25 protein-coding genes and 1 pseudogene are annotated in these 25,636 nt (G+C 39.8%); 22 read left to right on the top strand and 4 right to left on the bottom strand.

All coding sequences use genetic code 11. The annotated features are described in order from the left end of the window. Positions 1-104: 104 nt before the first annotated feature. Entirely contained in the window at positions 105-1,583 is a 1,479-nt protein-coding gene (guaB, locus tag D8801_RS04520) for an IMP dehydrogenase (RefSeq protein ID WP_000073412.1), read from the top strand. A 58-nt stretch (positions 1,584-1,641) separates the two neighbouring features. Here guaB and recF read toward each other — a convergent pair whose 3' ends face one another. Continuing rightward, on the bottom strand, positions 1,642-2,733 hold the full coding sequence (recF, locus tag D8801_RS04515) for a DNA replication/repair protein RecF (protein ID WP_125848163.1): 1,092 nt from the start codon (positions 2,731-2,733) through the stop codon (positions 1,642-1,644). Positions 2,734-2,735: 2 nt separating this feature from the next. Beyond that, positions 2,736-3,104: a S4 domain-containing protein YaaA gene (gene yaaA, locus D8801_RS04510; RefSeq protein ID WP_084971997.1), complete on the bottom strand. Its 369-nt coding sequence runs from the start codon at positions 3,102-3,104 to the stop codon at positions 2,736-2,738. Between the two features lie 158 nt (positions 3,105-3,262). Here yaaA and yfmF point away from each other — a divergent pair, with 158 nt between their 5' ends. The 12 genes from yfmF to tsf all read left to right on the top strand — a co-directional run bounded on the left by yfmF (position 3,263) and on the right by tsf (position 14,435). Beyond that, positions 3,263-4,513: an EF-P 5-aminopentanol modification-associated protein YfmF gene (yfmF, locus tag D8801_RS04505; protein WP_125848161.1), complete on the top strand. Its 1,251-nt coding sequence runs from the start codon at positions 3,263-3,265 to the stop codon at positions 4,511-4,513. Further along, a complete protein-coding gene (yfmH, locus tag D8801_RS04500) occupies positions 4,510-5,793 on the top strand; it encodes an EF-P 5-aminopentanol modification-associated protein YfmH (protein ID WP_125848159.1) in 1,284 nt (427 codons plus the stop codon). The genes yfmF and yfmH overlap by 4 nt, the downstream gene beginning before the upstream one ends. A 38-nt stretch (positions 5,794-5,831) precedes the next feature. Further along, positions 5,832-6,656 carry a cytoskeleton protein RodZ gene (gene rodZ, locus D8801_RS04495; protein WP_185758496.1) on the top strand — a complete coding sequence of 275 codons (825 nt, stop codon included), beginning with the start codon at positions 5,832-5,834 and terminating at the stop codon, positions 6,654-6,656. Positions 6,657-6,666: 10 nt separating this feature from the next. Beyond that, positions 6,667-7,212 carry a CDP-diacylglycerol--glycerol-3-phosphate 3-phosphatidyltransferase gene (pgsA, locus tag D8801_RS04490; protein WP_125848155.1) on the top strand — a complete coding sequence of 182 codons (546 nt, stop codon included), beginning with the start codon at positions 6,667-6,669 and terminating at the stop codon, positions 7,210-7,212. Then, a complete protein-coding gene (locus D8801_RS04485; RefSeq protein ID WP_125848153.1) occupies positions 7,209-8,036 on the top strand; it encodes an energy-coupling factor ABC transporter ATP-binding protein in 828 nt (275 codons plus the stop codon). The genes pgsA and D8801_RS04485 overlap by 4 nt, the downstream gene beginning before the upstream one ends. Next, positions 8,021-8,860, top strand: a complete 840-nt coding sequence (locus D8801_RS04480) for an energy-coupling factor transporter ATPase (RefSeq protein ID WP_125848151.1) — start codon at positions 8,021-8,023, stop codon at positions 8,858-8,860. Before D8801_RS04485 ends, D8801_RS04480 begins: the two co-directional genes overlap by 16 nt. Continuing rightward, positions 8,853-9,647 (top strand): energy-coupling factor transporter transmembrane component T family protein, encoded by a 795-nt coding sequence (locus tag D8801_RS04475; protein ID WP_125848149.1) that lies wholly within the window; start codon positions 8,853-8,855, stop codon positions 9,645-9,647. The genes D8801_RS04480 and D8801_RS04475 overlap by 8 nt, the downstream gene beginning before the upstream one ends. A gap of 60 nt (positions 9,648-9,707) precedes the next feature. After that, a complete protein-coding gene (mreC, locus tag D8801_RS04470; protein WP_125848147.1) occupies positions 9,708-10,523 on the top strand; it encodes a rod shape-determining protein MreC in 816 nt (271 codons plus the stop codon). A 2-nt stretch (positions 10,524-10,525) separates the two neighbouring features. Continuing rightward, entirely contained in the window at positions 10,526-11,020 is a 495-nt protein-coding gene (mreD, locus tag D8801_RS04465) for a rod shape-determining protein MreD (protein WP_125848146.1), read from the top strand. A 93-nt stretch (positions 11,021-11,113) separates the two neighbouring features. After that, the gene (gene pcsB, locus D8801_RS04460; RefSeq protein ID WP_125848144.1) at positions 11,114-12,313 is read left to right on the top strand and encodes a peptidoglycan hydrolase PcsB; all 1,200 of its coding nucleotides are present in this window, start codon (positions 11,114-11,116) and stop codon (positions 12,311-12,313) included. Between the two features lie 223 nt (positions 12,314-12,536). Continuing rightward, complete coding sequence (gene rpsB / locus D8801_RS04455; RefSeq protein WP_002876048.1) at positions 12,537-13,316, top strand: 30S ribosomal protein S2; 780 nt, start codon at positions 12,537-12,539, stop codon at positions 13,314-13,316. Positions 13,317-13,394: 78 nt separating this feature from the next. Continuing rightward, the gene (gene tsf, locus D8801_RS04450) at positions 13,395-14,435 is read left to right on the top strand and encodes a translation elongation factor Ts (protein ID WP_093586278.1); all 1,041 of its coding nucleotides are present in this window, start codon (positions 13,395-13,397) and stop codon (positions 14,433-14,435) included. Between the two features lie 104 nt (positions 14,436-14,539). Here tsf and cysK read toward each other — a convergent pair whose 3' ends face one another. Both cysK and D8801_RS04440 read right to left on the bottom strand, forming a co-directional pair. Next, positions 14,540-15,466: a cysteine synthase A gene (gene cysK / locus D8801_RS04445; RefSeq protein ID WP_093586276.1), complete on the bottom strand. Its 927-nt coding sequence runs from the start codon at positions 15,464-15,466 to the stop codon at positions 14,540-14,542. 156 nt (positions 15,467-15,622) lie between these two features. Further along, entirely contained in the window at positions 15,623-16,258 is a 636-nt protein-coding gene (locus D8801_RS04440; protein ID WP_125848142.1) for a YigZ family protein, read from the bottom strand. A 56-nt stretch (positions 16,259-16,314) separates the two neighbouring features. Between D8801_RS04440 and D8801_RS04435 the strand changes: the two genes are divergently transcribed. The 9 genes and pseudogenes from D8801_RS04435 to D8801_RS04395 all read left to right on the top strand — a co-directional run bounded on the left by D8801_RS04435 (position 16,315) and on the right by D8801_RS04395 (position 25,622). Further along, a complete protein-coding gene (locus D8801_RS04435; RefSeq protein WP_125848140.1) occupies positions 16,315-17,613 on the top strand; it encodes an ATP-dependent helicase ComFA in 1,299 nt (432 codons plus the stop codon). Then, positions 17,610-18,271, top strand: a pseudogene (locus tag D8801_RS04430) (ComF family protein). Before D8801_RS04435 ends, D8801_RS04430 begins: the two are co-directional and overlap by 4 nt. A gap of 78 nt (positions 18,272-18,349) precedes the next feature. Further along, positions 18,350-18,898: a ribosome hibernation-promoting factor, HPF/YfiA family gene (gene hpf, locus D8801_RS04425; RefSeq protein ID WP_125453765.1), complete on the top strand. Its 549-nt coding sequence runs from the start codon at positions 18,350-18,352 to the stop codon at positions 18,896-18,898. Positions 18,899-18,985: 87 nt separating this feature from the next. Continuing rightward, positions 18,986-20,164 carry an acetyl-CoA C-acetyltransferase gene (locus tag D8801_RS04420; RefSeq protein ID WP_125453764.1) on the top strand — a complete coding sequence of 393 codons (1,179 nt, stop codon included), beginning with the start codon at positions 18,986-18,988 and terminating at the stop codon, positions 20,162-20,164. A gap of 161 nt (positions 20,165-20,325) precedes the next feature. Continuing rightward, a complete protein-coding gene (locus D8801_RS04415; protein ID WP_125453763.1) occupies positions 20,326-22,299 on the top strand; it encodes a DHH family phosphoesterase in 1,974 nt (657 codons plus the stop codon). Next, positions 22,296-22,748 carry a 50S ribosomal protein L9 gene (gene rplI / locus D8801_RS04410; RefSeq protein ID WP_000864206.1) on the top strand — a complete coding sequence of 151 codons (453 nt, stop codon included), beginning with the start codon at positions 22,296-22,298 and terminating at the stop codon, positions 22,746-22,748. Before D8801_RS04415 ends, rplI begins: the two co-directional genes overlap by 4 nt. 43 nt (positions 22,749-22,791) lie before the next feature. Beyond that, positions 22,792-24,144, top strand: coding sequence for a replicative DNA helicase (gene dnaB, locus D8801_RS04405; RefSeq protein ID WP_084974687.1), 1,353 nt, complete (start codon positions 22,792-22,794; stop codon positions 24,142-24,144). Between the two features lies 1 nt (position 24,145). Beyond that, positions 24,146-24,421 carry a Veg family protein gene (locus D8801_RS04400; RefSeq protein ID WP_001278166.1) on the top strand — a complete coding sequence of 92 codons (276 nt, stop codon included), beginning with the start codon at positions 24,146-24,148 and terminating at the stop codon, positions 24,419-24,421. 91 nt (positions 24,422-24,512) lie between these two features. Beyond that, positions 24,513-25,622, top strand: coding sequence for an SH3 domain-containing protein (locus D8801_RS04395; RefSeq protein ID WP_125848138.1), 1,110 nt, complete (start codon positions 24,513-24,515; stop codon positions 25,620-25,622). Positions 25,623-25,636 lie beyond the last annotated feature (14 nt).

Raw genomic sequence — 25,636 nt, 5'->3', positions numbered from 1 at the left:
TATGATTTCTACCATAAATATAATTGACAAATTTTCATAGAATGGTATGATAGATACAATACAAAAAGAGTCAAGCTCAAAAAGAAAGAAAAGAGGAAACTTCAATGTCTAATTGGGATACTAAATTTTTAAAAAAAGGTTTTACCTTTGATGATGTATTGCTCATTCCAGCAGAAAGTCATGTGTTGCCTAATGATGCAGATTTAACAACAAAATTGGCAGATAATCTGACTTTAAATATCCCAATTATAACAGCCGCCATGGATACAGTCACAGAAAGTCAAATGGCTATTGCCATTGCTCGTGCGGGTGGTCTTGGAGTAATCCATAAAAATATGTCTATTGCGCAACAGGCAGATGAAGTTCGCAAGGTAAAACGTTCTGAAAATGGTGTTATTATTGATCCATTCTTCTTGACTCCAGAACACACTATTGCTGAAGCAGATGAACTGATGGGACGTTACCGTATCAGTGGTGTTCCAGTTGTGGAAACACTTGAAAATCGTAAATTGGTTGGTATTTTAACAAACCGAGATCTTCGCTTTATTTCAGACTACAATCAGCCAATATCAAACCATATGACCAGTGAAAATCTTGTCACGGCTCCTGTTGGTACAGATCTTGCAACAGCTGAAAATATTCTTCAAGAACACCGCATTGAAAAACTTCCTTTGGTTGACGAAGAAGGTCGTCTTTCTGGCTTGATCACTATTAAGGATATTGAAAAAGTTATTGAGTTTCCAAATGCTGCCAAAGATGAATTTGGTCGTCTTCTAGTTGCTGGTGCGGTGGGTGTCACTTCAGATACATTTGAACGTGCAGAGGCTCTCTTTGAAGCAGGAGCCGACGCAATTGTTATTGATACTGCACATGGTCACTCTGCTGGTGTTCTACGTAAAATTGCTGAAATTCGTGCTCACTTCCCAGACCGTACTTTGATTGCTGGTAATATTGCTACTGCTGAAGGTGCGCGTGCCCTTTATGAAGCAGGTGTAGACGTTGTCAAGGTTGGTATTGGCCCAGGTTCTATCTGTACTACTCGTGTGATTGCAGGTGTGGGTGTTCCACAAGTGACAGCAATTTATGATGCGGCAGCAGTTGCGCGCGAATATGGAAAAACGATTATTGCTGATGGTGGAATCAAGTATTCTGGAGATATTGTAAAAGCCCTTGCTGCAGGTGGAAATGCAGTTATGCTTGGTTCAATGTTTGCTGGAACAGACGAAGCGCCAGGTGAAACGGAAATCTTCCAAGGACGTAAGTTTAAGACCTATCGTGGTATGGGATCAATTGCTGCAATGAAGAAAGGTTCAAGTGACCGTTACTTCCAAGGTTCTGTCAATGAAGCAAACAAACTTGTTCCAGAAGGAATCGAAGGTCGTGTTGCCTATAAAGGTGCAGCAGCTGATATTGTCTTCCAAATGATTGGTGGTATTCGCTCTGGTATGGGTTACTGTGGTGCAGCTAACCTTAAAGAATTGCACGACAACGCTCAATTTATTGAAATGTCTGGGGCTGGTTTGAAAGAAAGCCATCCTCATGATGTACAAATCACTAATGAGGCGCCAAACTACTCTATGTAAGAAGTAAAAAAGAACTCTTGAGATTCAGGAGTTCTTTTTGTTTACAAATGTGTCAATTTTAATTTACAGATATTTTACCGTTTTGGATATTGAAAATACTAAGATTTTTTGGCAAGTTTTGCAAGTGGTCTAAACTTGTTGTTGTGATAAAGGTTTGGATAGATTGTGAAATAGTTTCTAGTAATTTTAATTGTCGTGTGCTGTCAAGTTCGCTCATAACATCGTCAAGCAAGAGTATTGGAGACTCGTTGGTAATACTTTCCATTAGTCCAATCTCTGCTAGTTTGATAGAAAGTACAAGACTGCGATGTTGACCTTGACTTCCAAAACTAGCATCCATACCATTGATATAGAAAGCAATGTCATCTCGATGAGGGCCAATACCAGTATTCTTTTTAAATAAATCTCTTGATCTACTTTTCTCTAAAGCTATTTTAAAAGAATCCATTAAGACTTCTTCATTAGTGAAGTTGACAGTTGATTGATAAGATATTGACAACTCTTCTGATTGGTTTGAAATTTCTAAGTGTTTTTTTTGACCAAATTTCTCTAAGTCTTTAATGAATTTTATACGATGCTTTATGACGCGACAACCATACTCTACTAACTGATCATCTAAGACCGACATAAATGTTTCGTCAATCTTTTGGCTGGATTTTAGGTAGGTATTTCTTTGTTTGAGTATGTGGTTATAGTTTGACAAGTCTGACAAGTAGATTGGTTTAATTTGTCCCAGTTCTATATCTATAAACTTTCGACGAACGGAGGGTGCTCCTTTAATTAACTGGAGATCTTCAGGTGCAAAGAGAACCACATTCATATGTCCAATATAGTCTGAGAGGCGAGCTTGTTTTAAATGATTGACTTTAGTCACACGCCCTTTCGGTGTTAGATCAATTTCTAGAGGGATAGAACCTGTTTTTTTCTGTAGCAAGCCAGAAAGATGGAGTTGTTCTTCATCAAAATGAATGAGATTTTTATCTGTCCGAGTACGATGACTACGAGTTAAGGCCAAGAAATAGATTGCTTCTAGAATATTGGTCTTTCCTTGTGCATTTTGACCTAAAAAGACGTTTAATTTTGGATTAAAATCAATTTTCGTCTCTTTATAGTTGCGAAAGGTTTTCATTGTTAAATGTTGGAGCCACATGATTATCTTCCTGGAAAACGTGGAGCTTGTTTGGTTTTAGGTGATAAAGTAGTTTTTTGTTTTTCTTTCTTTACACCCTTATTCATCTCTTTGACAAGTTTAGCAATCCGCTCTTTTTCAATCTTATCTGCTTGGTATTCTTCTTGCTCTTTTAAACTTGGTTGTGTCAAGGTGATGTCAATCTTTAAATCAGGGATGTCAATTTCATCTCCAATACGGATTTTTTTCCCACGTCTAGTTTCTAATTCACCATTAAAGTAAACTTGATGTTCCATCAAAAAGGATTTAATAGCACCACCGCTTTGTATAATTCCAAGCTCTTTTAGAAGGGCTTGGAGTGTAATAAATTCTTCAAATAATTTGTATTCCATAATTTACCTCAATCTAAGGTATTATACCATATTTCTTAGAATTAAGTGAGCAAAATTACTGAAAATGAAAACGATTTTACTCTTTAAAGCTATAAAGAGAACAAGAAAAATTTTGATTTTCGTGGTATAATAGAACTCTATATGTAAGGAGGTAAGGTATGGAGTTAGTGCCTGGTATTTCAGCACATTTTGTTCAATCCAAAAAGTTTAAAACAAATAAAATCACTGTTCGTTTTACTGTTCCCTTATCTCTTGAGACAGTAGCAGGACGCATGTTAAGTGCGAGTATGTTGGAGACGGCAAATCAAGCTTACCCAACATCACAAGCATTTCGTAGATATTTAGCAAGTTTGTATGGAACAGATATTTCTACGAGTTCTTATCGTAGGGGACAGGCACATGTTCTTGACTTAACATTTACCTATGTGCGGGATGAGTTTTTGAGTAAGAAGAATGTCTTGACTTCTCAAATTTTGGAATTGGTGAAACAGACTTTATTTGCTCCCTTAGTTCAAGATGGTGCTTTTGAGTCAGCCTTATTTGAAATTGAAAAAAAACAATTATTGGCTAGCTTAGCTACTGATATGGATGATTCATTTTATTTTGCTCATAAGGAGTTGGATTGCTTGTTCTTCCATGATGAGCGTCTTCAATTGAGATACAGTGATTTGCGAAAACGTATTTCAAATGAGTCTCCGGGGAGTAGCTACACTTGCTTTCAAGATGCTCTGAAAAATGATCGGATTGATTTCTTTTTCTTAGGTGATTTTAATGAAGTAGAAGTGAAGGAGTGGTTGAGGTCATTCTCCTTTAATGGGCGTCAAATTGATGTCCAGCCTCAGTATAAGCAACCATATTCAAATGTCCTTCGGGAAGGAATGATTCGTAAGAATGTAGGCCAATCCGTTTTGGAATTGGCTTACCATTGTTCTACGAGCTATGGAGACAAGTATCATTTAGCTATGGTAGTAATGAATGGTCTATTAGGTGGTTTTGCTCATTCTAAGCTTTTTACAAATGTTCGTGAAAATGCTGGTCTAGCCTACACTATCTCCAGTCAATTGGATTTATTTAGTGGTCAATTGAGGATGTATGCTGGCATTGATCGGGGAAATCGCAATCAAGCCAGAAAATTGATGAATCATCAATTACTTGAACTAAAAAAAGGTAATTTTACAGATTTGGAGATTGAACAGACCAAGGAGATGATTCGCAGAACCTTGTTGCTTGCGCAAGATAGTCAGACCTCACTAATCGAGCGAATTTATTTGAATAGTCTGTTAGGGAAATCTACATCAGATTTTGACAGTTGGGTTGAAAAATTAAACCAAGTTGACAAAGAAGCTATCTGCAAAGCAGCAAATAGTGTTCGGTTACAAGCGATATACTTTATGGAAGGAATAGAATGACATCAGTTATCTTTGAAGAAAAATACTATCCTGCTGTAAAGGAGACGGTTTATCAGACTCGTCTATCAAATGGATTGACAGTGTCTCTCCTTCCTAAGAAACAATTTAATGAAGTTTACGGAGTTGTAACAGTTCGATTTGGATCAGTAGACACATGCTTTACACTATCTGAAAAAGGTTTACAGTGTTATCCAGCTGGAATTGCACATTTTCTTGAACATAAACTGTTTGAGAGAGAAAATGCTGAGGATATTATGGAGTCTTTTACACGCTTGGGAGCTGATAGCAATGCTTTTACAAGTTTTACAAAGACGAGTTATTTGTTTTCAACAATAGATTATTTATCAGAAAATTTGGATTTGCTTGAAGAATTGGTAACAGTTGCACATTTTACAGAAGAGTCAGTTGAGAGAGAGCGGGAAATTATCCAACAGGAACGTGAGATGTACCAAGACGATCCAGATTCGCGTCTGTTTTTTGCAACCTTAGCAAATCTTTATCCCAATACTCCTCTGGCAGCGGATATTGTTGGAAGTGAAAAATCAATTAACAATATTCAGCTAAATGACTTAAAAAATAACTTTGCAGCCTTTTACAAACCTGTCAATATGTCTTTGTTTTTAGTTGGAAATTTTGATGTAGATACGGTTGAGAAGTATTTTTCGCAAAAGAGACTTGGAAACTTGGAAGAAATGCTAGTAAGGAAGGAGAAGCTTACTTTACAAGCTGTCAAAGAAACAGATAGCCTTCGGATGGAAGTTTCTTCACCAAAGCTTGCTGTTGGAATTAGGGGAGCAGGTGAAGTGGCAGAAGAAGATTGCTACCGTTATAATGTTTTGCTAAAATTACTGTTTACGATGATGTTTGGTTGGACTTCTGAGCGATTTCAAAAGTTATATGAGACAGGGAAGTTGGATGCCTCGCTGTCCTTAGAGGTGGAAGTGAATGGCCGCTTTCATTTTGTAATGTTGACGATGGATACCAAAGAACCTGTTTCGTTGTCACACCAGTTTCGGAAAGCGATTCGTCAGTTTAGTAGTGATACAGATCTTACAGAGGAGCATCTCGATCTTGTTAAGAGTGAGATGTTTGGGGAATTTTTCAGTAGTATGAACTCCTTGGAGTTTATTGCGACACAGTATGAACCAGTCGACAAAGGGGAAACTATTTTTGATTTACCAAAAATTTTACAAGAAATTACTTTAGACGATGTTCTTGAAGCTGGGCATCGTTTGATAGATGATGGTGATTTGATTGATTTTACTATCTTTCCATCCTAAAATAGATAGAAATATTAATGTAAAAAGGAATGTTAAGTATGAGAAAAAAAACAATTGGAGAGGTTCTGCGTTTAGCCAGAATTAATCAGGGATTGAGTATAGAAGAACTGCAGGCAAAAACGGATATTCAGATGAATCTATTAGAGGCTATGGAGGCTGATGATTTTGATCGCCTTCCTAGTCCATTTTATGCTCGTTCTTTTTTAAGAAAATATGCCTGGGCGGTTGAATTGGACGAGCGAATCATTTTGGATGCCTATGATTCGGGAAGCATGATTACCTATGAAGAGGTAGATGTTGATGAAGAAGACTTGTCTGGTCGTAGACGATCAAATAAGAAAAAAACGTCTTATCTCCCTCTGTTTTACTTTGTTCTGTTTGCTTTGTCGATTTTAATTTTTGTGACCTATTATGTTTGGAATTATATTCAGACTCAACCAATGCGTCCTTCTTCAGCTAATTATAGTGTTGTGAACTCAACTGGTTCAACAACCTCGTCTAGTTCATCTTCTAGCAGTCAGACGTCTAGCACATCTTCTACCCTAGAATCAAAAATTACGGTTTCGGGTGAGGGCAATCATATTGAGGCACACTATAAATCAAGTAAGGAAACGGTTACGGTTCAGCTAACAGTTTCAGATACAACTAGCTGGATTAGTGTTTCAGGGAGTGACCTTGAAGGTGGTGTGACCTTGTCATCAGACAATAAAAACGCAAAAACAACAGTTTCGACGAAAAATCCTGTGACGATTACTTTAGGTGTAGTGAAGGGAGTTACTTTAACTGTGGACAATCAAACAATCGATACTTCCAAGCTGACAACTCAGACTGGAACTGTGACACTTACATTCACTACAGATTAAGGAAAAATCAATGAAAAAAGAACAAATTCCTAATGTATTAACTATTGGTAGAATTCTCTTTATACCTCTCTTTATTCTTGTTTTGACTTTGGGTCATTCACAAGGCAGTCACCTGCTGGCAGCGATTATCTTTGCAGTTGCTAGTATAACAGATTATCTCGATGGCTATCTTGCTCGCAAATGGAATGTAGTCAGCAATTTTGGAAAATTTGCTGATCCGATGGCCGATAAGCTGTTGGTTATGTCAGCTTTTATCATGTTGATTGAGTTGGGTATGACTCCAGCTTGGGTTGTTGCTATTATCATCTGTCGTGAACTCGCTGTGACAGGCCTACGTCTGTTGCTCGTTGAGACAGGAGGAACGGTTCTGGCGGCAGCTATGCCAGGGAAAATCAAGACCTTTAGTCAAATGTTTGCGATTATCTTTTTGCTCTTACATTGGAATTTAATTGGGCAACTGTTGCTTTATACAGCTTTGTTTTTCACTATCTACTCTGGTTATGATTATTTCAAGGGTAGCGCTCATGTATTCAAAGGGACATTTGGTTCGAAATGAAATCGATTATTGAAGTAAAAGACCTGTCTTTTCGTTATAAGGAAGACCAAGATCATTATGATGTTAATAATGTCTCGTTTCACGTGAAACGTGGGGAGTGGCTCTCAATTGTAGGTCATAATGGGAGTGGAAAGTCAACAACTATTCGTTTGATTGATGGTTTGCTTGAAGCAGAGTCCGGGGAAATCTGGATAGATGGCCAATTGCTGTCCTCTGAGAATGTTTGGGACTTGCGTCGTCAAATTGGTATGGTTTTTCAAAATCCAGATAACCAGTTTGTGGGCGCAACTGTTGAAGATGATGTTGCTTTTGGTTTAGAAAATCAGGGACTTCCTCGTGAAGAAATGAAAAAGAGAGTGGCTGAATCTTTGGAGTTGGTAGGTATGCTGGACTTTAAGAAGAGAGAACCAGCCCGCTTATCTGGTGGACAAAAACAACGGGTGGCTATTGCAGGAGTTGTTGCCTTGAGGCCAGCTATTTTAATTCTGGACGAGGCTACAAGTATGTTGGACCCCGAGGGTCGAAGAGAACTGATTCAGACAGTTCAAGAGATTCGAAAAGACCACCAGATGACAGTTGTCTCCATTACGCATGACTTGGAAGAAGTTGCGATGAGTGACCGTGTCCTGGTCATGAAAAAAGGCCAAGTGGAGTCAACCAGTAGCCCAAGAGAACTTTTTTCTCGGGACGACCTTGACCAGATAGGCTTAGATGATCCCTTTACGAATCAATTGAGAGAATCTTTGAGAGAGACTGGTTATCAGTTGCCGGATAGCTATTTGACAGAAGGAGAACTAGAGGACAAGTTATGGGAATTACTCTAGAAAATGTGAGCTTTACCTATCAAGAGGGGACTCCCCTATCTTCATCAGCCTTGACTGATGTTTCCTTGACGATTGAGGATGGTTCCTATACAGCTTTGATAGGACATACAGGTAGTGGGAAATCGACGATCTTACAGCTTTTAAATGGCCTATTGGTTCCAAGTAAGGGTTCTGTTCGAGTTTTCGATACCGTCATTACCCCTACATCAACAAATAAAGAAATTCGACAGATTCGAAAGCAAGTCGGTCTAGTGTTTCAATTTGCTGAAAATCAAATTTTTGAAGAGACTGTTTTGAAAGATGTTGCGTTTGGACCGCAAAATTTTGGAGTTTCTGAGGAAGAGGCCAAGAAAGTTGCGCGTGAAAAGTTAGCCTTGGTAGGCATCAATGAGTCACTCTTTGAGCGCAGTCCTTTTGAACTTTCGGGTGGCCAGATGAGACGTGTGGCTATAGCAGGTATGCTAGCTATGGAGCCAACTGTCTTGGTTTTGGATGAGCCAACAGCAGGGCTAGATCCTCTGGGCAGAAAAGAATTGATGACCCTGTTTAAAAAACTTCACCTTGCTGGAATGACAATCGTTTTGGTAACGCATTTGATGGATGATGTAGCTGAGTATGCTGATCAGGTCTACGTTATGGAAAAGGGACGTTTGGTCAAAAGTGGTAAACCAAGTGATGTCTTCCAAGATGTAGCCTCTATGGAAAATGTACAGTTAGGTGTGCCTAAAATCACAGCCTTTTGTAAACGTTTGGCAGATAGAGGTGTAGCTTTTAAAAAACTACCAATCAAGATAGAGGAGTTTAAGGAGTCGCTAAATGGATAGTATGATTTTAGGGCGTTATATACCAGGAGATTCCATCATTCATCGCTTGGATCCCCGTAGTAAATTGCTCGCTATGATCCTGTTGATTTTGGTTGTATTTTGGGCCAATAATCCCCTCGCCAATCTCATTCTTTTTGTAGCGACAGGTATATTTATCGCTTTGTCGGGTGTCTCCCTCTCATTTTTCGTTCAGGGATTAAAGTCCATGTTCTTCTTGATTGCTTTTACGACTCTTTTTCAGCTCTTTTTCATTTCAAGTGGAAATGTCCTATTTGAGTTTTCTTTTATAAGAATAACGGATTATGCTTTGCAACAAGCAGGAATCATTTTCTGTCGTTTTGTGTTGATTATTTTCTTTTCAACTTTGCTAACGTTAACGACCATGCCTTTGAGTCTGGCAGCTGCAGTTGAATCTCTTTTAGCGCCTCTGAAACGCGTGAAAGTTCCCGTTCATGAAATTGGTCTGATGTTATCAATGAGTTTGCGTTTTGTTCCAACCTTGATGGATGACACAACGAGAATTATGAATGCTCAAAAGGCCCGTGGAGTTGACTTTGGTGAGGGAAGCATCGTTCAAAAAGTAAAGGCTATGATTCCGATTTTAATTCCTCTTTTTGCGACGAGCTTAAAGCGTGCAGATTCATTGGCAATTGCCATGGAAGCGCGTGGTTATCAGGGAGGAAAGGGTAGAAGCCAGTATAGACAGTTGAGATGGAGTCAAAAGGATACACTGGCGATTCTTGTGATTCTGGTGCTGGGATGTCTCTTATTTTTCTTAAAATCTTAGCAGGTTTGTAGGATTGATAATAAGCTCACAGTAGCAGGTTTTTAGTATAAAGGTAGTAATATGAACCGTTTTAAAAAATCAAAATATCTAATCATCGTTTTTGTCACAGTTCTGGCAGTTTCTGTACTATTAGTGACAACCTATTCAAGTGCTATTGTGACAAAACTAGGAGATGGGATTTCCTTAGTAGATAGAATTGTTCAAAAACCTTTTCAGTGGTTTGATGCTTTCAAATCAGATTTGGGACATTTGACACAGACTTACAATGAAAACGAAAGTCTGAAAAAACAACTCTATCAATTAGAGGTGGAGTCTAATCAATCAGAACGTTTAAAAACAGAAAATGAACAACTACGTCAGTTGCTAGAGATGAACTCAAAATTACAGGCTACAAAAATCCTAGCAGCAGATGTGATTATGCGTGCTCCAGTATCTTGGAAGCAAGAGTTAACAATTGATACGGGAAGTTCAAAAGGAGTTTCTGAAAATATGTTGGTCATTGCAAATGGTGGATTGGTTGGTAGTGTTTCAAAAGTAGAGGAGCATTCAACAACGGTCAACTTATTGACAAACACTGAAAATTCCGACAAAATTTCTGTTAAAATCCTGCATGGTTCTACTGAAATATACGGAATCATCGTTGGTTATGACAAGGAAACTGAACTGCTTAAAATCAGTCAATTAAATAGTAATAGTGACATCAGTGCTGGAGATAAGGTGACTACAGGGGGGCTAGGAAACTTTAATGTCAAAGATATTCCTGTTGGAGAGATTGTTGGTACAACGCACAGCAGTGACTATCTAACACGAGAGGTAACTGTAAAGTTAAGTGCTGATATCAAAGATCTTCATGTGGTAGAGTTAGTGGGGAATTAGCAATGAGACTGTTTAAACAAGTTGGTATATTCTTTTTACTCCCTTTTGTCGTGCTAATTGATGCTCATATTAGTCAATTGGTGGGATCCTTCTTCCCCCACTTTCATTTAGCCAGTCATTTTCTATTTTTGTTTCTCTTATTTGAGACAATCGAAGTATCGGAATATCTCTACCTAGCCTATTGTTTTATAGTGGGCTTGGTTTATGATATTTATTTTTTCCACTTGATTGGAATTGCCACGCTTTTGTTTATTTTGATAGGTGCTTCGCTCCACAAGTTTAACAGCGTGATTTTGACAAATCGTTGGACAAGGATGTTGACCATTATTGTGATCAGTTTTCTGTTTGATATGGGGAGCTATCTTTTGGCTCTTGCTGTGGGACTGACTGTAGATTCTATGCCGGTTTTCATTGTCTATAGCCTTGTCCCTTCAATGATTCTGAACTTCTTATGGATGGCGATTTTCCAATACATTTTTGAAAAATATTATCTATGAGAAAGAAATATAAATGTAACAAAGGCGTAATATTTATTATGTCTTTTTTTGGTATACTAGTAATGTCTCAAATAGAAGGAGTATCGACAGAATATGAAGAAAAAAATCTTAGCGTCACTTTTGTTAAGTACAGTATTGGTCTCACAAACGGCAGTATTGACAACTGTTCGTGCAGAAACAACTGATGAAAAAATTGCTGCTCAAGATAATAAAATTAGCAGTTTAACAGAGCAACAACAAGAAGCTCAAAAGCAAGTGGATCAAATCCAAGGTCAAGTTTCAACAATTCAAGCAGAGCAAGCAAGCTTGCAAGCTGAAAACGAAAAATTACAAGCTGAATCTAAAAAACTTGAGGGAGAAATTACAGAGCTTTCTAAAAATATCGTGGCTCGTAATGCTTCTTTAGAAAAACAAGCACGTAGCGCACAGACAAATGGAGCTGCGACTAGCTACATTAATACAATTGTAAACTCAAAATCAATCACAGAAGCTATTTCGCGTGTTGCTGCAATGAGCGAGATTGTATCGGCTAACAACAAAATGTTGGAGCAACAAAAGGCTGATAAAAAAGCAATTTCTGATAAACAAGTAGCCAATAATGAAGCAATCAATACGGTTATTGCTAACCAACAAAAACTGGCTGATGATGCGCAGGCATTGACAACTAAGCAAGCTGAGTTGAAGGTTGCAGAGTTGAATCTTGCTGCTGAAAAAGCTACTGCAGAAGGTGAAAAAGCTAGTTTGCTAGAGAAGAAAGCAGCAGCAGAGGCAGAAGCACGTGCTGCAGCAGAAGCAGAAGCAGCTTACAGAGCACGTCAAACAAGCCAACAGCAGTCAGTTGTTGCTTCTGGAAACACAAGTTTCTCAGCTCAAGTACAGGCAACATCAACAACTGACGATGAGGATTCAAGCTACACTCCAGCGCCAGCGCCTGCTAGACAACGCCCAACTTACAGCTCAAATGCTTCAAGTTATCCAACTGGTGAATGTACTTGGGGAGCTAAAACATTGGCACCTTGGGCTGGAGATTACTGGGGCAACGGAGCTCAGTGGGCAACAAGTGCAGCTGCAGCAGGATTCCGTACAGGTTCAACTCCACAAGTTGGTGCGATTGCATGTTGGAATGATGGTGGTTATGGACACGTAGCGGTTGTTACAGCAGTTTCATCATCAACTCGTATTCAAGTATCAGAATCAAACTACGGTGGAGATCGTACAATCGGAAACAAACGTGGATGGTTCAACCCAACTACAACTTCTGAAGGTTACGTAACATACATCTATCCAAACTAATGTATAAAACGAAGAGACTCAATCGAGTCTCTTTTAATGTTTTTATCCGAAAGTCCTACTAAAATTCTACTAAATAGCTTGAAAATACTGTTGAAATATGATAGAATAGAACTTGTCGTGTAAACGATAATACTCATTCTTGATGAATTGTGAGACTGTTGCCCTCGGGTCGTTTTGCAAGTTGAAGTCGAGGAGAGGAAAAAAACAAAAAGGAGAAATACTCATGGCAGTAATTTCAATGAAACAACTTCTTGAGGCTGGTGTACACTTTGGTCACCAAACTCGTCGCTGGAACCCTAAGATGGCTAAGTACATCTTTACTGAGCGTAACGGAATCCACGTTATCGACTTGCAACAAACTGTAAAATACGCTGACCAAGCATATGACTTTATGCGTGATGCAGCAGCTAACGATGCAGTTGTATTGTTTGTTGGTACTAAGAAACAAGCTGCTGACGCTGTTGCTGAAGAAGCTGTACGTTCAGGTCAATACTACATCAACCACCGTTGGTTGGGTGGAACTCTTACTAACTGGGGAACTATCCAAAAACGTATTGCTCGTTTGAAAGAAATCAAACGTATGGAAGAAGAAGGAATCTTCGACGTTCTTCCTAAGAAAGAAGTTGCACTTCTTAACAAACAACGTGCACGTCTTGAAAAATTCTTGGGTGGTATCGAAGACATGCCTCGTATCCCTGATGTAATGTACGTAGTTGACCCACATAAAGAGCAAATCGCTGTTAAAGAAGCTAAAAAATTGGGTATCCCAGTTGTAGCGATGGTTGACACAAACACTGATCCAGACGATATCGATGTAATCATCCCAGCTAACGATGACGCTATCCGCGCGGTTAAATTGATCACAGCTAAATTGGCTGACGCTATCATTGAAGGACGTCAAGGTGAAGATGCAGCAGCAGTTGAAGCAGAATTTGCAGCTTCAGAAGCTCAAGCAGACTCAATCGAAGAAATCGTTGAAGTTGTAGAAGGCGACAACGCTTAATTCATATAAATAGTAATTACCTAGGAGGGCGGGGCTTAGCCCGGCTCTCCTATTTTTAAAAAATATAGGAGAATCAAAATGGCAGAAATTACAGCTAAACTCGTAAAAGAGTTGCGTGAAAAATCTGGTGCTGGTGTTATGGACGCTAAAAAAGCGCTTGTAGAAACAGACGGTGACATCGAAAAAGCGATTGAATTGCTTCGTGAAAAAGGTATGGCGAAAGCTGCTAAGAAAGCTGATCGTGTTGCTGCAGAAGGTTTGACTGGTGTTTATGTTAACGGTAACGTTGCAGCAGTAATTGAAGTAAACGCTGAAACTGACTTCGTTGCTAAAAATGCTCAATTCGTTGACTTGGTAAACGCTACAGCTAAAGTAATTGCTGAAGGAAAGCCAGCTAACAATGAAGAAGCTCTTGCTTTGACAATGCCTTCAGGTGAAACTCTTGAAGCAGCGTATGTATCTGCAACAGCAACTATCGGAGAAAAAATCTCATTCCGTCGTTTTGCTTTAATCGAAAAAACAGATGCACAACACTTTGGAGCTTACCAACACAACGGTGGTCGTATCGGTGTTATCTCAGTTATTGAAGGTGGAGACGAAGCTCTTGCTAAGCAAATCTCTATGCACATCGCAGCGATGAAACCAACAGTTCTTTCATACAAAGAATTGGACGCTCAATTCGTTAAAGATGAGTTGGCACAATTGAACCACGTAATTGATCAAGACAACGAAAGCCGTGCAATGGTTAACAAACCAGCTCTTCCACACTTGAAATATGGATCAAAAGCACAATTGACTGATGAAGTAATCGCTCAAGCTGAAGCTGACATCAAAGCTGAGTTGGCTGCAGAAGGCAAACCAGAAAAAATCTGGGACAAAATCATCCCAGGTAAAATGGACCGCTTCATGCTTGACAATACTAAAGTTGACCAGGCATACACACTTCTTGCACAAGTCTACATCATGGATGACAGCAAGACAGTTGAAGCTTATCTTGAATCAGTAAATGCTTCAGTAGTTGAGTTCGCTCGCTTTGAAGTTGGTGAAGGAATTGAGAAAGCTGCAAATGACTTCGAAGCTGAAGTTGCAGCTACAATGGCAGCAGCCTTGAATAATTAATAGAAAAGGAAGTGATTTGCTTCCTTTTTCTTTTGGTCTAGAGAGTAGACTCTGTTATGAGTAAACAAAAAGCCCTTTAATAAGGGCTAAGTGCATTTAGGAGACTACACTTCAAATTCATAGAGTGCTGTAGACAAATAACGTTCGCCGTTATCCGGTGCTAAAGCAAGTACTTTCTTACCTGTACCTAATTTTTTGGCAACTTCAATTGCTCCATAAATTGCTGCAGCTGAGGAAATCCCAACAAGGAAGCCTTCTTTTCCGCCAATCTCACGACCAAGCGTAAGTGCATCATCTGATGTTACACGGACGATACCATCATAGGCCTTTGTGTCAAGTGTTTCAGGAATAAATCCAGCTGAGATGCCTTGAATTTTGTGAGGCCCTGGTTTTTCACCAGATAAGATCGCAGATTCATCTGCTTCTACTGCATAAACTTGAATATTTGGATTTGCTGCTTTAAGAGCGTGAGAAACACCGGAGATCGTTCCACCGGTACCAACACCACCTACAAAGGCATCTAAACCATCAGAACCGAAAGCAGCTAGAATTTCAGCTCCTGTTGTCCTTTCGTGTACTTCAGGATTAGCTGGATTATTAAATTGGAGCGGAAGGAAGCCGTCACGTTCAGCAGCGATTTCCTGAGCTTTAGCAATAGCCCCTTTCATTCCTTCGCTACCAGGAGTAAGGACGAGTTCAGCACCATAGGCTTGGATAATCTTACGTCGTTCCACACTCATCGTTTCGGGCATGACGATAACAACTTTATATCCCTTAGCAGCACCTACCCAAGAAAGTCCGATACCAGTATTTCCACTCGTTGCTTCAACAATGGTAGCACCCGGTTTTAGAATACCATCTTGTTCCGCTTTTTCAATCATGCTAAGGGCAATACGGTCTTTTACTGACGATCCAGGGTTAAAAGCTTCAAGTTTTACATAAACATCTGCAGCACCCTCTGGAACGATATTGTTGAGTTTAACAATTGGTGTTTGTCCGATTAGTTCAGTGATATTGTTATAAATAGTCATAGATGTACCTCTTTGTATAAGATGATACTAGTATAACGTGCTCTCGGCTATTTGTAAAATATAGAAATCCTATCGAAGCGATAGGATTTTTTTATATCAAGCATCTAAGCTGTAAATTTGCGAATAAATTTAGTAAGTACTATTTATATTTTTTATTTACACTAAGTTTACAGGAACTTCAACTTCTCGTAAACCTTGATCTGTTAAAGTAACCTTTCCATTAAAAAACTCCACAAGAGCAGCCTTGATATTTTCTTTCTCTTCTTTATCAACATAAATCATTGTATCAACTTGATCTGTAAAGTTTGTATCCAGCTCCATGAGATTATGTTCTTTAAGGAAGTTACTGTACTCTTGGTATTGAGCGTAAGACATCTGAATGGCTATGCCAGCCTGCTCTTTGATTTCAATAATGCCAATTTCTTTGACTGCCAAGGCTACGCTTCCTGCATAAGCACGAATCAAACCACCAGCACCTAACTTAATCCCCCCAAAGTAGCGAGTAACCACTACGCAGACATTAGTAAGATTATGATTTTCTAAGACGCCAAGCATTGGGAATCCAGCGGTACCACTAGGCTCGCCATCATCACTCGTACGCTTGATCTCACTGCGTTCCCCTACAATAAAAGCAGAGCAGTTATGGGTGGCTTTGTAGTGTTCTTTTTTGATAGCAGTGATAAAGTCACGAGCCTCTTCTTCACTATAGACACGCTTTGCGTGACAGATAAAGCGTGACTTTTTAATTTCTTCTTGGACTTGCCCATCCTCTTTAATTGTTCTAAATTCCATGATTTAATTGTACTAAAAAAATACCAAAAGCGCTAGATATTTACGAATAAAGAAGTATGAAAGTAAATCCAAACTATCTCGGTCGCTTGTTTACTGAGAAAGAATTAACAGAAGAAGAACGTCAGTTAGCAGAAAAACTTCCTAGTATGAGAAAAGAGAAGGGAAAACTGTTTTGTCAACGTTGCAACAGTTCTATTCTAGAAGATTGGTATTTGCCCATTGGGGCTTACTATTGTCGGGAATGCTTGTTGATGAAGCGCGTCAGGAGCGATCAAGCTTTATACTATTTTCCTCAGGAGGATTTTCCTAAACAAGATGTTCTCAAATGGCGTGGTCAGTTAACACCTTTTCAAGAAAAAGTTTCAGAGGGACTGCTTCAAGCGGTAGACAAGCAGGAACCGACCTTAGTTCATGCTGTCACAGGAGCTGGAAAGACAGAGATGATTTATCAAGTTGTAGCCAAAGTGATTAATGATGGTGGTTCAGTTTGTTTGGCCAGTCCTCGAATCGATGTTTGTTTGGAGTTGTATAAACGACTGCAGAATGATTTTGCTTGTAGAATAGCACTGCTCCATGGCGAATCAGAACCCTATTTTCGAACTCCACTAGTTGTTGCAACAACTCACCAGCTGTTAAAATTTCATCATGCTTTTGATTTGTTGATAGTGGATGAAGTAGATGCCTTTCCTTATGTTGACAATCCTGTGCTTTACTACGCTGTAAACAAGTGTGTAAAGATTGAGGGGGTAAAGATATTTCTTACAGCAACTTCTACAGATGAGTTAGATAAGATGGTTCGCACAGGAGAATTAAAAAGGTTGAGCTTGCCAAGACGATTTCATGGAAATCCATTGATCATTCCTAATCCAGTTTGGTTATCGGATTTTAATCGCTGTTTAGAGAAAAGTCAGTTGTCATCTAAGTTAAAGACTTACATTGAGAAACAGAGAAGAACAGGTTATCCATTGCTGATTTTTGCATCAGAAATTAAAAAAGGCGAGAAACTAAAAGAAATATTGCAGGAACAGTTTCCAAATGAAAATATCGGCTTTGTGTCCTCTGTCACAGAAAATCGATTAGAGCAGGTGCAAGCTTTTCGAGATGGAGAGTTGACGATACTTATCAGTACGACAATTTTAGAGCGTGGAGTTACCTTCCCTTGTGTGGATGTTTTCGTTGTAGAAGCTAATCATCGTCTCTTTACCAAGTCTAGCTTGATTCAGATTGGAGGGCGAGTTGGGCGTAGTATGGATAGACCAACTGGTGAGTTGCTCTTCTTTCATGATGGATTAAATATTTCCATCAAAAAGGCAATTAAGGAAATCAAACAGATGAACAAGGAGGCGGGATTATGAATTGTTTATTATGTGGCCAGTCAACAAAGAGTGACTTGACTTTTAGTCATCTCCTTCTTTTGAAGAATGAGTGCAACTATCTTTGCTCAGCTTGTGATCCTACTTTTGAGAAGATTGGTGAAGACCATTGTTCAAACTGCATGAAAAGAGGGTTGTCAACTCAATGTCAAGATTGTAAACTTTGGTGTAAAGAAGGAGTTCAGGTTGATCATAAGGCGATTTTTACCTATAATCAAGCTATGAAAGACTTTTTCAGTCGATATAAGTTTGATGGGGATTTTCTGCTTAGAAAGATTTTGCTCCTGTTCTTACTAATGAGTTGAAAAAGTATGGAGACTATGAATTTGTGGTAATTCCCCTAAGTCCTGAAAGATTGCTTGAGAGAGGATTTAATCAGGTTGAAGGTTTGGTTGAGGCAGCAGGGTTCTCCTTTCAAGACTTACTAGGGAAAAGAGAAGAGAAGGCTAGTTCTTCTAAGAATCGCTCAGAACGATTAGCTACTGAAATTCCCTTTTATATCAAAACGGAAGCCCCTCTTCCTAAGAAGATTTTGCTCATTGATGACATCTATACGACAGGGGCGACTATTAATCGTGTGAAGCGACTTTTTGAAGAGGGAGGTGTTTTGGAAGTCAAAACTTTTTCTCTTGTAAGATGAGGAAAAATTTGCAAAATGAAAATGAAAGCGTTATAATATAGCTAGAAAAATAAAAATGTTTAGAAAGAAGGTACTTATATGATTAAATATAGTATCCGTGGTGAAAACCTAGAAGTAACAGAAGCAATTCGCAATTATGTAGTTTCTAAACTCGAAAAGATCGAAAAATATTTTCAACCTGAACAAGAGATGGATGCACGTGTCAACTTGAAAGTTTACCGTGAAAAAACAGCAAAAGTTGAAGTAACAATTCCACTTGGCTCAATTACTCTTCGTGCAGAAGATATTTCTCAAGATATGTATGGTTCTATCGATCTTGTAACAGATAAAATTGAGCGTCAGATTCGTAAAAATAAAACAAAAATCGAACGCAAGAATAAAAATAAGGTTGCAACAAGCCAACTCTTTACAGATGCTCTAGTTGAAGATGCAAATGTTGTGCAGCCAAAAGTGGTTCGTTCAAAACAAATTGATTTAAAACCAATGGATTTGGAAGAAGCTCTTCTTCAAATGGACTTGTTGGGACATGATTTCTTTATCTATGTAGACGTAGAAGATCAAACAACAAATGTTTTGTATCGCCGTGAGGATGGTGAAGTTGGTTTGCTAGAAGTTAAGGAATCATAAAATCTTGACAACTATGTAAAAGTGGTTTACACAATTGTAAACCACTTTTGTATTGCATCATTATACAAGGTATAAATGGAGATAGTCATGAAAGACGTGGTGATTGTTTCGGCGGTGCGAACTCCTTTAGGTTCCTTTGGTGGGAGCTTGAAGAATGTTTCTGCTGTTGATTTGGGATCTTTGGTCATTAAGAGCGCTTTGGAAAAAGCGAATATTAAACCAGAGCAGGTAGATGAAGTGATTATGGGGAATGTCCTAGGCGCAGGTTTAGGCCAAAACGTGGCTCGCCAAATGAGTATTCATGCGGGACTCTCTGAATTTACACCAGCCTTTACCATTAATAAGGTTTGTGGTTCTGGGTTAAAGGCAGTTCAGTTAGCTGCTCAAGCGATTCAGTGCGGCGATGCAGATATTGTCGTGGCTGGTGGTGCAGAAAATATGAGTCAGGCTCCATATGTTTTGCCAAACTTCCGTTGGGGCGGCCGTATGGGCGATTCGAAAGTTGTAGATACCATGATTAAGGACGGTTTGTCTGATGCCTTTAACGAATACCATATGGGGATTACAGCCGAGAATGTGGCCGAAGAATATGGTATTAGCCGGGATGATCAAGATGCTCTTGCTTTGGAATCACAAAAACGAGCAGTAGCGGCTATAGAATCTGGACGCTTTAAGGAAGAGATTGTTCCGGTGGTTATTCCTCAACGCAAAGGCGATCCTATCGTCTTTGATACAGATGAATTTCCTAGAAAAGATGCTAGCTTGGAGAGTTTATCTAAGCTAGGTCCTGTTTTCAAAAAAGACGGTTCTGTTACGGCGGGTAATGCATCAGGTATCAATGACGGAGCAGCGGCTGTCTTGGTCATGAGTGCTGAAAAAGCTAAAGAATTAGGACTTCCAGTGATTGCTCGCATTCGTTCGTATGCAAGTGCAGGTTTGGATCCTAAGATGATGGGATGTGGGCCGATTTATGCAACTCGCAAGGCTCTTGAAAAAGGCAATTTGACAGTTGATGATCTTGACTTGATTGAGTCAAATGAAGCCTTTGCCGCTCAGGCTTGTGCGGTTGGGAAAACACTTGGCTTTAACACAGATATTGTCAATGTCAATGGTGGCGCGATTGCTCTTGGTCACCCAATTGGAGCTTCAGGCTGCCGTATCTTAGTGACTCTGGTACATGAGATGATGAAACGTGATGCTAAAACTGGTTTAGCAACTCTCTGTATCGGGGGAGGGATGGGAACAGCCCTCATCGTTGAACGTTAAGTGACAGTAACCAGAGTATATAGATGTGCAGGAGGATAATGAGCTTATTCTCCTTTTTGCATTAAAACCATAAAAAATCAATAAGGAAAAGGAGGCTGACCACTTTTTAAAGGTCGCTTTTTAAGGGCTTTTGTGATATAATAATGCGCAAGAGGTTTAGAATGAAAAAAAATAATTTAACTCCGATTTCTGCGGTTCTACTAGGGATTGCGACTTTCGGAACCTTAACAATACTGATTATTTTTTCACAAAATAATGTTGTAACAATCAGTGCCCTGTTTTTATTTGTACTTCTTTATCTGCTTTTATTCGTATGGCAAAAAAAACAGTATGAAAAGAGCGAAATTGAACAAATCCAATACGTAAACCATCAAGCGGAAGATAGCTTGAACACGCTGCTTGATCAAATGCCAGTTGGTGTTCTGAAATTAGATTTATCTAGTGGCGAAGTCGAATGGTTTAATCCTTATGCTGAGTTGATTTTGACGACTGAAGAAGGCGAAATTGATGTTGACTTGATTCAAACCATTATCAAGGCTTCTGTGGGGAACCCTGGTTCTTATGCTAACTTGGGTGAAACACGCTATGCCGTTCATATGGACAAGGTTGCGGGTGTCCTGTATTTCTTTGACGTTTCAGGGGAATATGAAGCAACTGTCGAATTGGTAACCAGTCGACCAGTGATTGGGGTCATCTCGGTAGACAACTACGATGATTTAGAGGATGCAACCTCCGAATCGGATATCAGTCATATCAATAGTTTTGTGGCAAATTTTGTTTCAGAGTTTGCTGGTCAATATGCTATGTTTTCTCGGCGTGTGGGGATGGATCGATTTTATCTATTTACTGATTACACAGTTCTTGAGGGCTTGATGAATGATAAATTCTCTGTGATTGATGCCTTTCGTGAGGAGTCAAAACAGAGACAGCTGCCATTGACCTTGAGCATGGGCTTTTCTTATGGTGATGGAAATCATGATGAGATAGGGAAAGTTGCTTTAAGAAACTTGAACTTAGCTGAGGTTCGTGGTGGGGACCAAGTGGTTGTCAAGGAAAATGATGAAACCAAGAACCCAATCTATTTTGGTGGTGGTTCCGCAGCCTCCGTTAAGAGAACAAGAACACGTACCAGAGCCATGATGACAGCTATTTCAGATAAAATTCGAAGTGTAGACCAAGTCTTTGTAGTAGGTCACAAGAATCTAGATATGGACGCTTTGGGCTCTGCTGTTGGCATGCAGTTGTTTGCGAGCAATATCACTGAAAATAGCTATGCTGTTTATGATGCAGAACAAATGTCGCCAGACATTGAGCGGGCTGTCAACTTCTTGGGGAAAGAGGGAGTCACTAAACTCTTGCCTCTTACAGATGCGATGAGATTGGTCACCAAGCGCTCTTTGTTGATTTTAGTGGATCATTCCAAGACGGCTTTGACCTTGTCCAAAGGTTTTTATGAACTATTCACGCAAACCATTGTCATTGACCATCATAGACGTGATCAGGATTTTCCAGAGAATGCAGTCATCACCTATATCGAAAGTGGAGCAAGTAGTGCGAGTGAGTTGGTAACAGAATTGATTCAGTTCCAAAATTCTAAGAAAAATCGTTTGAGTCGTATGCAGGCCAGTGTTTTGATGGCTGGTATGATGCTGGATACCAAGAATTTTACATCTCGCGTGACGAGTCGAACCTTTGATGTGGCTAGCTATCTGAGAACACGGGGAAGCGACAGTATCGCAATTCAGGAGATTGCTGCGACAGATTTTGAAGAGTACCGTGAGGTAAATGAACTCATTTTACAAGGTCGTAAGCTGGGTGCAGATGTCTTGATTGCCCAAGCTAAGGACTCAACTACTTATGATACGGTTGTCATCAGTAAGGCTGCCGATGCTATGTTGGCTATGTCTGGTATTGAGGCTAGTTTCGTTCTAGCAAAAAATACACAAGGATTTATCTCTATCTCAGCTCGAAGCCGCAGTAAAATCAATGTCCAACGCATTATGGAAGAGTTGGGTGGCGGTGGTCACTTTAATCTAGCTGCTGCACAAATCGAGAATATGGGTCTGTCAGAAGTTGGAGACAAATTGACTCAACTTGTCTTAGATGAACTAAAGGAAAAGGAGAAAGAAGAATGAAAGTAATCTTTTTAGCAGATGTTAAAGGAAAAGGGAAAAAAGGCGAAATCAAGGAAGTGCCAACTGGCTACGCCCAAAACTTCCTGATTAAAAAGAATTTGGCTAAGGAAGCGACTGCTCAGGCAATCGGTGAATTGCGTGGAAAACAAAAATCAGAAGAAAAGGCTCATGCAGAGATGTTAGCAGAGGCAAGAGCAATCAAAGCCAAGCTTGAAGCAGAAGAAACTGTTGTAGAGTTTGTTGAAAAGGTTGGACCAGATGGCCGTACCTTTGGCTCAATCACCAATAAGAAGATTGCAGAAGAACTGCAAAAGCAATTTGGAATTAATATTGACAAGCGTCATATTCAAGTAAAGGCACCAATTCGAGCAGTAGGTTTGATTGATGTACCAGTGAAAATCTACCAAGATGTTACAAGTGTCATCAATCTTCGTGTAAAAGAAGGGTAAGTTTACAACTTCTTGACAAGATTGTAAAAGGAAGGAAAGTCGGATGGCAGAAGTAGAGGAACTGCGAGTTCAACCTCAGGATATTTTGGCAGAGCAATCTGTTCTGGGGGCTATTTTTATAGATGAGAGCAAGCTCGTTTTTGTCCGAGAATACATTGATTCTCGAGACTTCTTTAAGTATGCTCATCGGTTGATTTTCCAAGCGATGGTAGATTTGTCGGATCGTGGGGAAGCGATTGATGCGACGACGGTTCGGACGATTTTGGATAACCAAGGGGATCTCCAAAATATTGGTGGCTTGTCTTACCTTGTCGAAATTGTCAATTCTGTACCAACTTCAGCTAATGCGGAGTATTATGCTAAAATCGTTGCAGAAAAGGCTATGCTACGTCGCTTGATTTCCAAGTTGACAGACTCTGTCAACCAAGCCTATGAAGCTTCTAAGCCTGTAGATGAAATCATTGCGCAGGCTGAAAAGGGGCTCATTGATGTAAGTGAAAACGCAAATCGTAGTGGTTTCAAGAATATCCGTGATATTTTAAATATCAACTTTGGGAACCTAGAAGTTCGGTCACAACAAACAACGGATATCACAGGTATTGCAACGGGATACCGTGATTTGGACCATATGACGACAGGTCTCCATGAGGAGGAACTGATTATTATAGCAGCCCGTCCTGCGGTCGGTAAAACAGCCTTTGCTTTAAACATTGCTCAGAATATCGGAACCAAGTTAGACAAGACTGTGGCCATCTTTTCACTGGAAATGGGTGCGGAAAGTCTAGTAGACCGTATGTTGGCGGCCGAAGGATTAGTGGAGTCCCATTCTATCCGTACGGGTCAATTGACTGATGAAGAGTGGCAAAAGTATACCATTGCTCAAGGGAATCTAGCCAATGCGAGTATCTATATCGATGATACACCAGGGATTCGGATTACGGAAATTCGTTCGCGCTCACGCAAACTGGCTCAAGAAACAGGCAATCTAGGTTTGATTTTGATTGACTACCTACAGCTTATCACAGGGACTGGTCGTGAAAACCGCCAACAAGAAGTCTCTGAAATTTCTCGTCAGTTGAAAATTCTTGCTAAGGAATTGAAAGTTCCAGTCATTGCTCTCAGTCAGTTATCTCGTGGAGTGGAACAGCGTCAGGATAAGAGACCAGTCTTGTCTGATATTCGTGAATCGGGCTCTATCGAGCAGGATGCGGATATCGTAGCCTTTCTATACCGTGACGACTACTACGATCGCGCGGGGGAAGAAGAGGAAGGAATTCCAAATAACAAGGTAGAGGTTATCATCGAGAAAAACCGTAGTGGAGCTCGTGGAACGGTGGAATTGATTTTCCAAAAAGAATACAATAAATTTTCAAGTATCTCAAAGAGGGAGGCATAAGATGTCAGATGCATTTACAGATGTGGCCAAGATGAAAAAAATCAAAGAAGAAATCAAGGCGCATGAGGGACAAGTCGTTGAAATGACTTTGGAAAATGGCCGTAAGCGCCAAAAAAATAGATTGGGTAAGCTAATTGAGGTTTATCCGTCCCTATTTATCGTTGAATTTGGGGATGTTGAGGGGGACAAACAGGCCAATGTCTATGTTGAATCCTTCACCTACTCAGATATCTTGACAGAGAAGAATTTGATTCGCTATCTAGACCAAGAATCCTAAAATGAAGTGGGTTTTGCTCACTTTTTTCTTTTTTTCCCGAATAGTATAAACGAGGGGAACCTCAGAAATTTATATTATATAAGGAGAATGAATGACGTTTTTAAAATCAGGAGTTAAGAAGAGTAGATATACGCAGTTGGGTGTAGGATTGGCTACATTGTTGGTTACGAGTGCTTTTTTGTTTGGTGGTGAATCGGTTAAAGCTGATAGTGTAGCGCGTGGAGATGACTACCCGCTTCACTATAAAAATGGTAGTGTGGAAATAGACCAGTGGCGGATGTATTCTCGCCAGTGTACCTCTTTTGCAGCCTTTCGTTTGAGTAGTGTGAATGGCTTTGAGATCCCGCCTGCTTATGGAAATGCAAATGAATGGGGACATCGTGCAAGGCGAGAAGGCTACCGTGTGGATAGCAAACCTGAAATTGGTTCAATTGCTTGGTCGACAGAAGGTTATTATGGGCATGTGGCCTGGGTATCAAATGTATCAGGGGATACGATTGAGATTGAAGAGTATAACTATGGAGTTAGGGAGAAATACAATCGTCGCAGCGTAAAAGCTAGCTCTATGACAGGCTTTATCCATTTTAAGGACTTGGTAGGGAATGGTGGTAGAACTGGAAATCCTATCAGGTCAGGGTTGGCGTCTAGTGGGACTCATACGTTTACTCAAAAGTCTGCCATTCGAAACCAGCCGTCAAGTACAGCGCAAGTTATCGACTACTACTATCCTGGTGAAAATGTTAGCTACGATCAAATCGTAGAAAAGGACGGTTATAAGTGGCTTAGTTACCTGTCCTATAGTGGAATGAGGAGATACGTCCAGTATATGGAAACAGAATCGGTGGAGAATGGTTGGAAGAAGCAAAACGGTATTTGGAATTACCGTGAGAACGGGAAACTAGCAAATGGTTGGAAGAAAATAAATGGCAGTTGGTATCACTTTAAAGACAATGGGGCCATGTCAACAGGTTGGGTAAAGGATGGCTCGCATTGGTACTATCTAAAGGCATCAGGGGAGATGCAGACAGGCTGGCTCAAGGAAAATGGAACGTGGTATTATTTGGAGAGTTCAGGGGCTATGAAGTCTAGTCAGTGGTTCCAGGTAGGCGGAAAATCTTACTACGTCAATGCTTCAGGGGCTTTAGCAGTGAATACTACTGTGGATGGCTATCGAGTGGATAGTAATGGAGCTAGAATCTAGAAAGAATATAAAAA

The sequence above is a fragment of the Streptococcus oralis genome (assembly GCF_003943415.1).
Classification (GTDB): domain Bacteria; phylum Bacillota; class Bacilli; order Lactobacillales; family Streptococcaceae; genus Streptococcus; species Streptococcus oralis_BJ.
Note: the sequence above shows the minus strand (reverse complement) of the source record. Positions and strands in the feature narration are given on the sequence as shown.

Excerpts from the sequence above, each read along its gene's own strand:
- guaB (WP_000073412.1), top strand. The coding sequence starts at position 105 with ATGTCTAATTGGGATACTAAATTTTTAAAAAAAGGTTTTACCTTTGAT.
- recF (WP_125848163.1), bottom strand. The coding sequence starts at position 2,733 with ATGTGGCTCCAACATTTAACAATGAAAACCTTTCGCAACTATAAAGAG.
- yaaA (WP_084971997.1), bottom strand. The coding sequence starts at position 3,104 with ATGGAATACAAATTATTTGAAGAATTTATTACACTCCAAGCCCTTCTA.
- yfmF (WP_125848161.1), top strand. The coding sequence starts at position 3,263 with ATGGAGTTAGTGCCTGGTATTTCAGCACATTTTGTTCAATCCAAAAAG.
- yfmH (WP_125848159.1), top strand. The coding sequence starts at position 4,510 with ATGACATCAGTTATCTTTGAAGAAAAATACTATCCTGCTGTAAAGGAG.
- rodZ (WP_185758496.1), top strand. The coding sequence starts at position 5,832 with ATGAGAAAAAAAACAATTGGAGAGGTTCTGCGTTTAGCCAGAATTAAT.
- pgsA (WP_125848155.1), top strand. The coding sequence starts at position 6,667 with ATGAAAAAAGAACAAATTCCTAATGTATTAACTATTGGTAGAATTCTC.
- D8801_RS04485 (WP_125848153.1), top strand. The coding sequence starts at position 7,209 with ATGAAATCGATTATTGAAGTAAAAGACCTGTCTTTTCGTTATAAGGAA.
- D8801_RS04480 (WP_125848151.1), top strand. The coding sequence starts at position 8,021 with ATGGGAATTACTCTAGAAAATGTGAGCTTTACCTATCAAGAGGGGACT.
- D8801_RS04475 (WP_125848149.1), top strand. The coding sequence starts at position 8,853 with ATGGATAGTATGATTTTAGGGCGTTATATACCAGGAGATTCCATCATT.
- mreC (WP_125848147.1), top strand. The coding sequence starts at position 9,708 with ATGAACCGTTTTAAAAAATCAAAATATCTAATCATCGTTTTTGTCACA.
- mreD (WP_125848146.1), top strand. The coding sequence starts at position 10,526 with ATGAGACTGTTTAAACAAGTTGGTATATTCTTTTTACTCCCTTTTGTC.
- pcsB (WP_125848144.1), top strand. The coding sequence starts at position 11,114 with ATGAAGAAAAAAATCTTAGCGTCACTTTTGTTAAGTACAGTATTGGTC.
- rpsB (WP_002876048.1), top strand. The coding sequence starts at position 12,537 with ATGGCAGTAATTTCAATGAAACAACTTCTTGAGGCTGGTGTACACTTT.
- tsf (WP_093586278.1), top strand. The coding sequence starts at position 13,395 with ATGGCAGAAATTACAGCTAAACTCGTAAAAGAGTTGCGTGAAAAATCT.
- cysK (WP_093586276.1), bottom strand. The coding sequence starts at position 15,466 with ATGACTATTTATAACAATATCACTGAACTAATCGGACAAACACCAATT.
- D8801_RS04440 (WP_125848142.1), bottom strand. The coding sequence starts at position 16,258 with ATGGAATTTAGAACAATTAAAGAGGATGGGCAAGTCCAAGAAGAAATT.
- D8801_RS04435 (WP_125848140.1), top strand. The coding sequence starts at position 16,315 with ATGAAAGTAAATCCAAACTATCTCGGTCGCTTGTTTACTGAGAAAGAA.
- hpf (WP_125453765.1), top strand. The coding sequence starts at position 18,350 with ATGATTAAATATAGTATCCGTGGTGAAAACCTAGAAGTAACAGAAGCA.
- D8801_RS04420 (WP_125453764.1), top strand. The coding sequence starts at position 18,986 with ATGAAAGACGTGGTGATTGTTTCGGCGGTGCGAACTCCTTTAGGTTCC.
- D8801_RS04415 (WP_125453763.1), top strand. The coding sequence starts at position 20,326 with ATGAAAAAAAATAATTTAACTCCGATTTCTGCGGTTCTACTAGGGATT.
- rplI (WP_000864206.1), top strand. The coding sequence starts at position 22,296 with ATGAAAGTAATCTTTTTAGCAGATGTTAAAGGAAAAGGGAAAAAAGGC.
- dnaB (WP_084974687.1), top strand. The coding sequence starts at position 22,792 with ATGGCAGAAGTAGAGGAACTGCGAGTTCAACCTCAGGATATTTTGGCA.
- D8801_RS04400 (WP_001278166.1), top strand. The coding sequence starts at position 24,146 with ATGTCAGATGCATTTACAGATGTGGCCAAGATGAAAAAAATCAAAGAA.
- D8801_RS04395 (WP_125848138.1), top strand. The coding sequence starts at position 24,513 with ATGACGTTTTTAAAATCAGGAGTTAAGAAGAGTAGATATACGCAGTTG.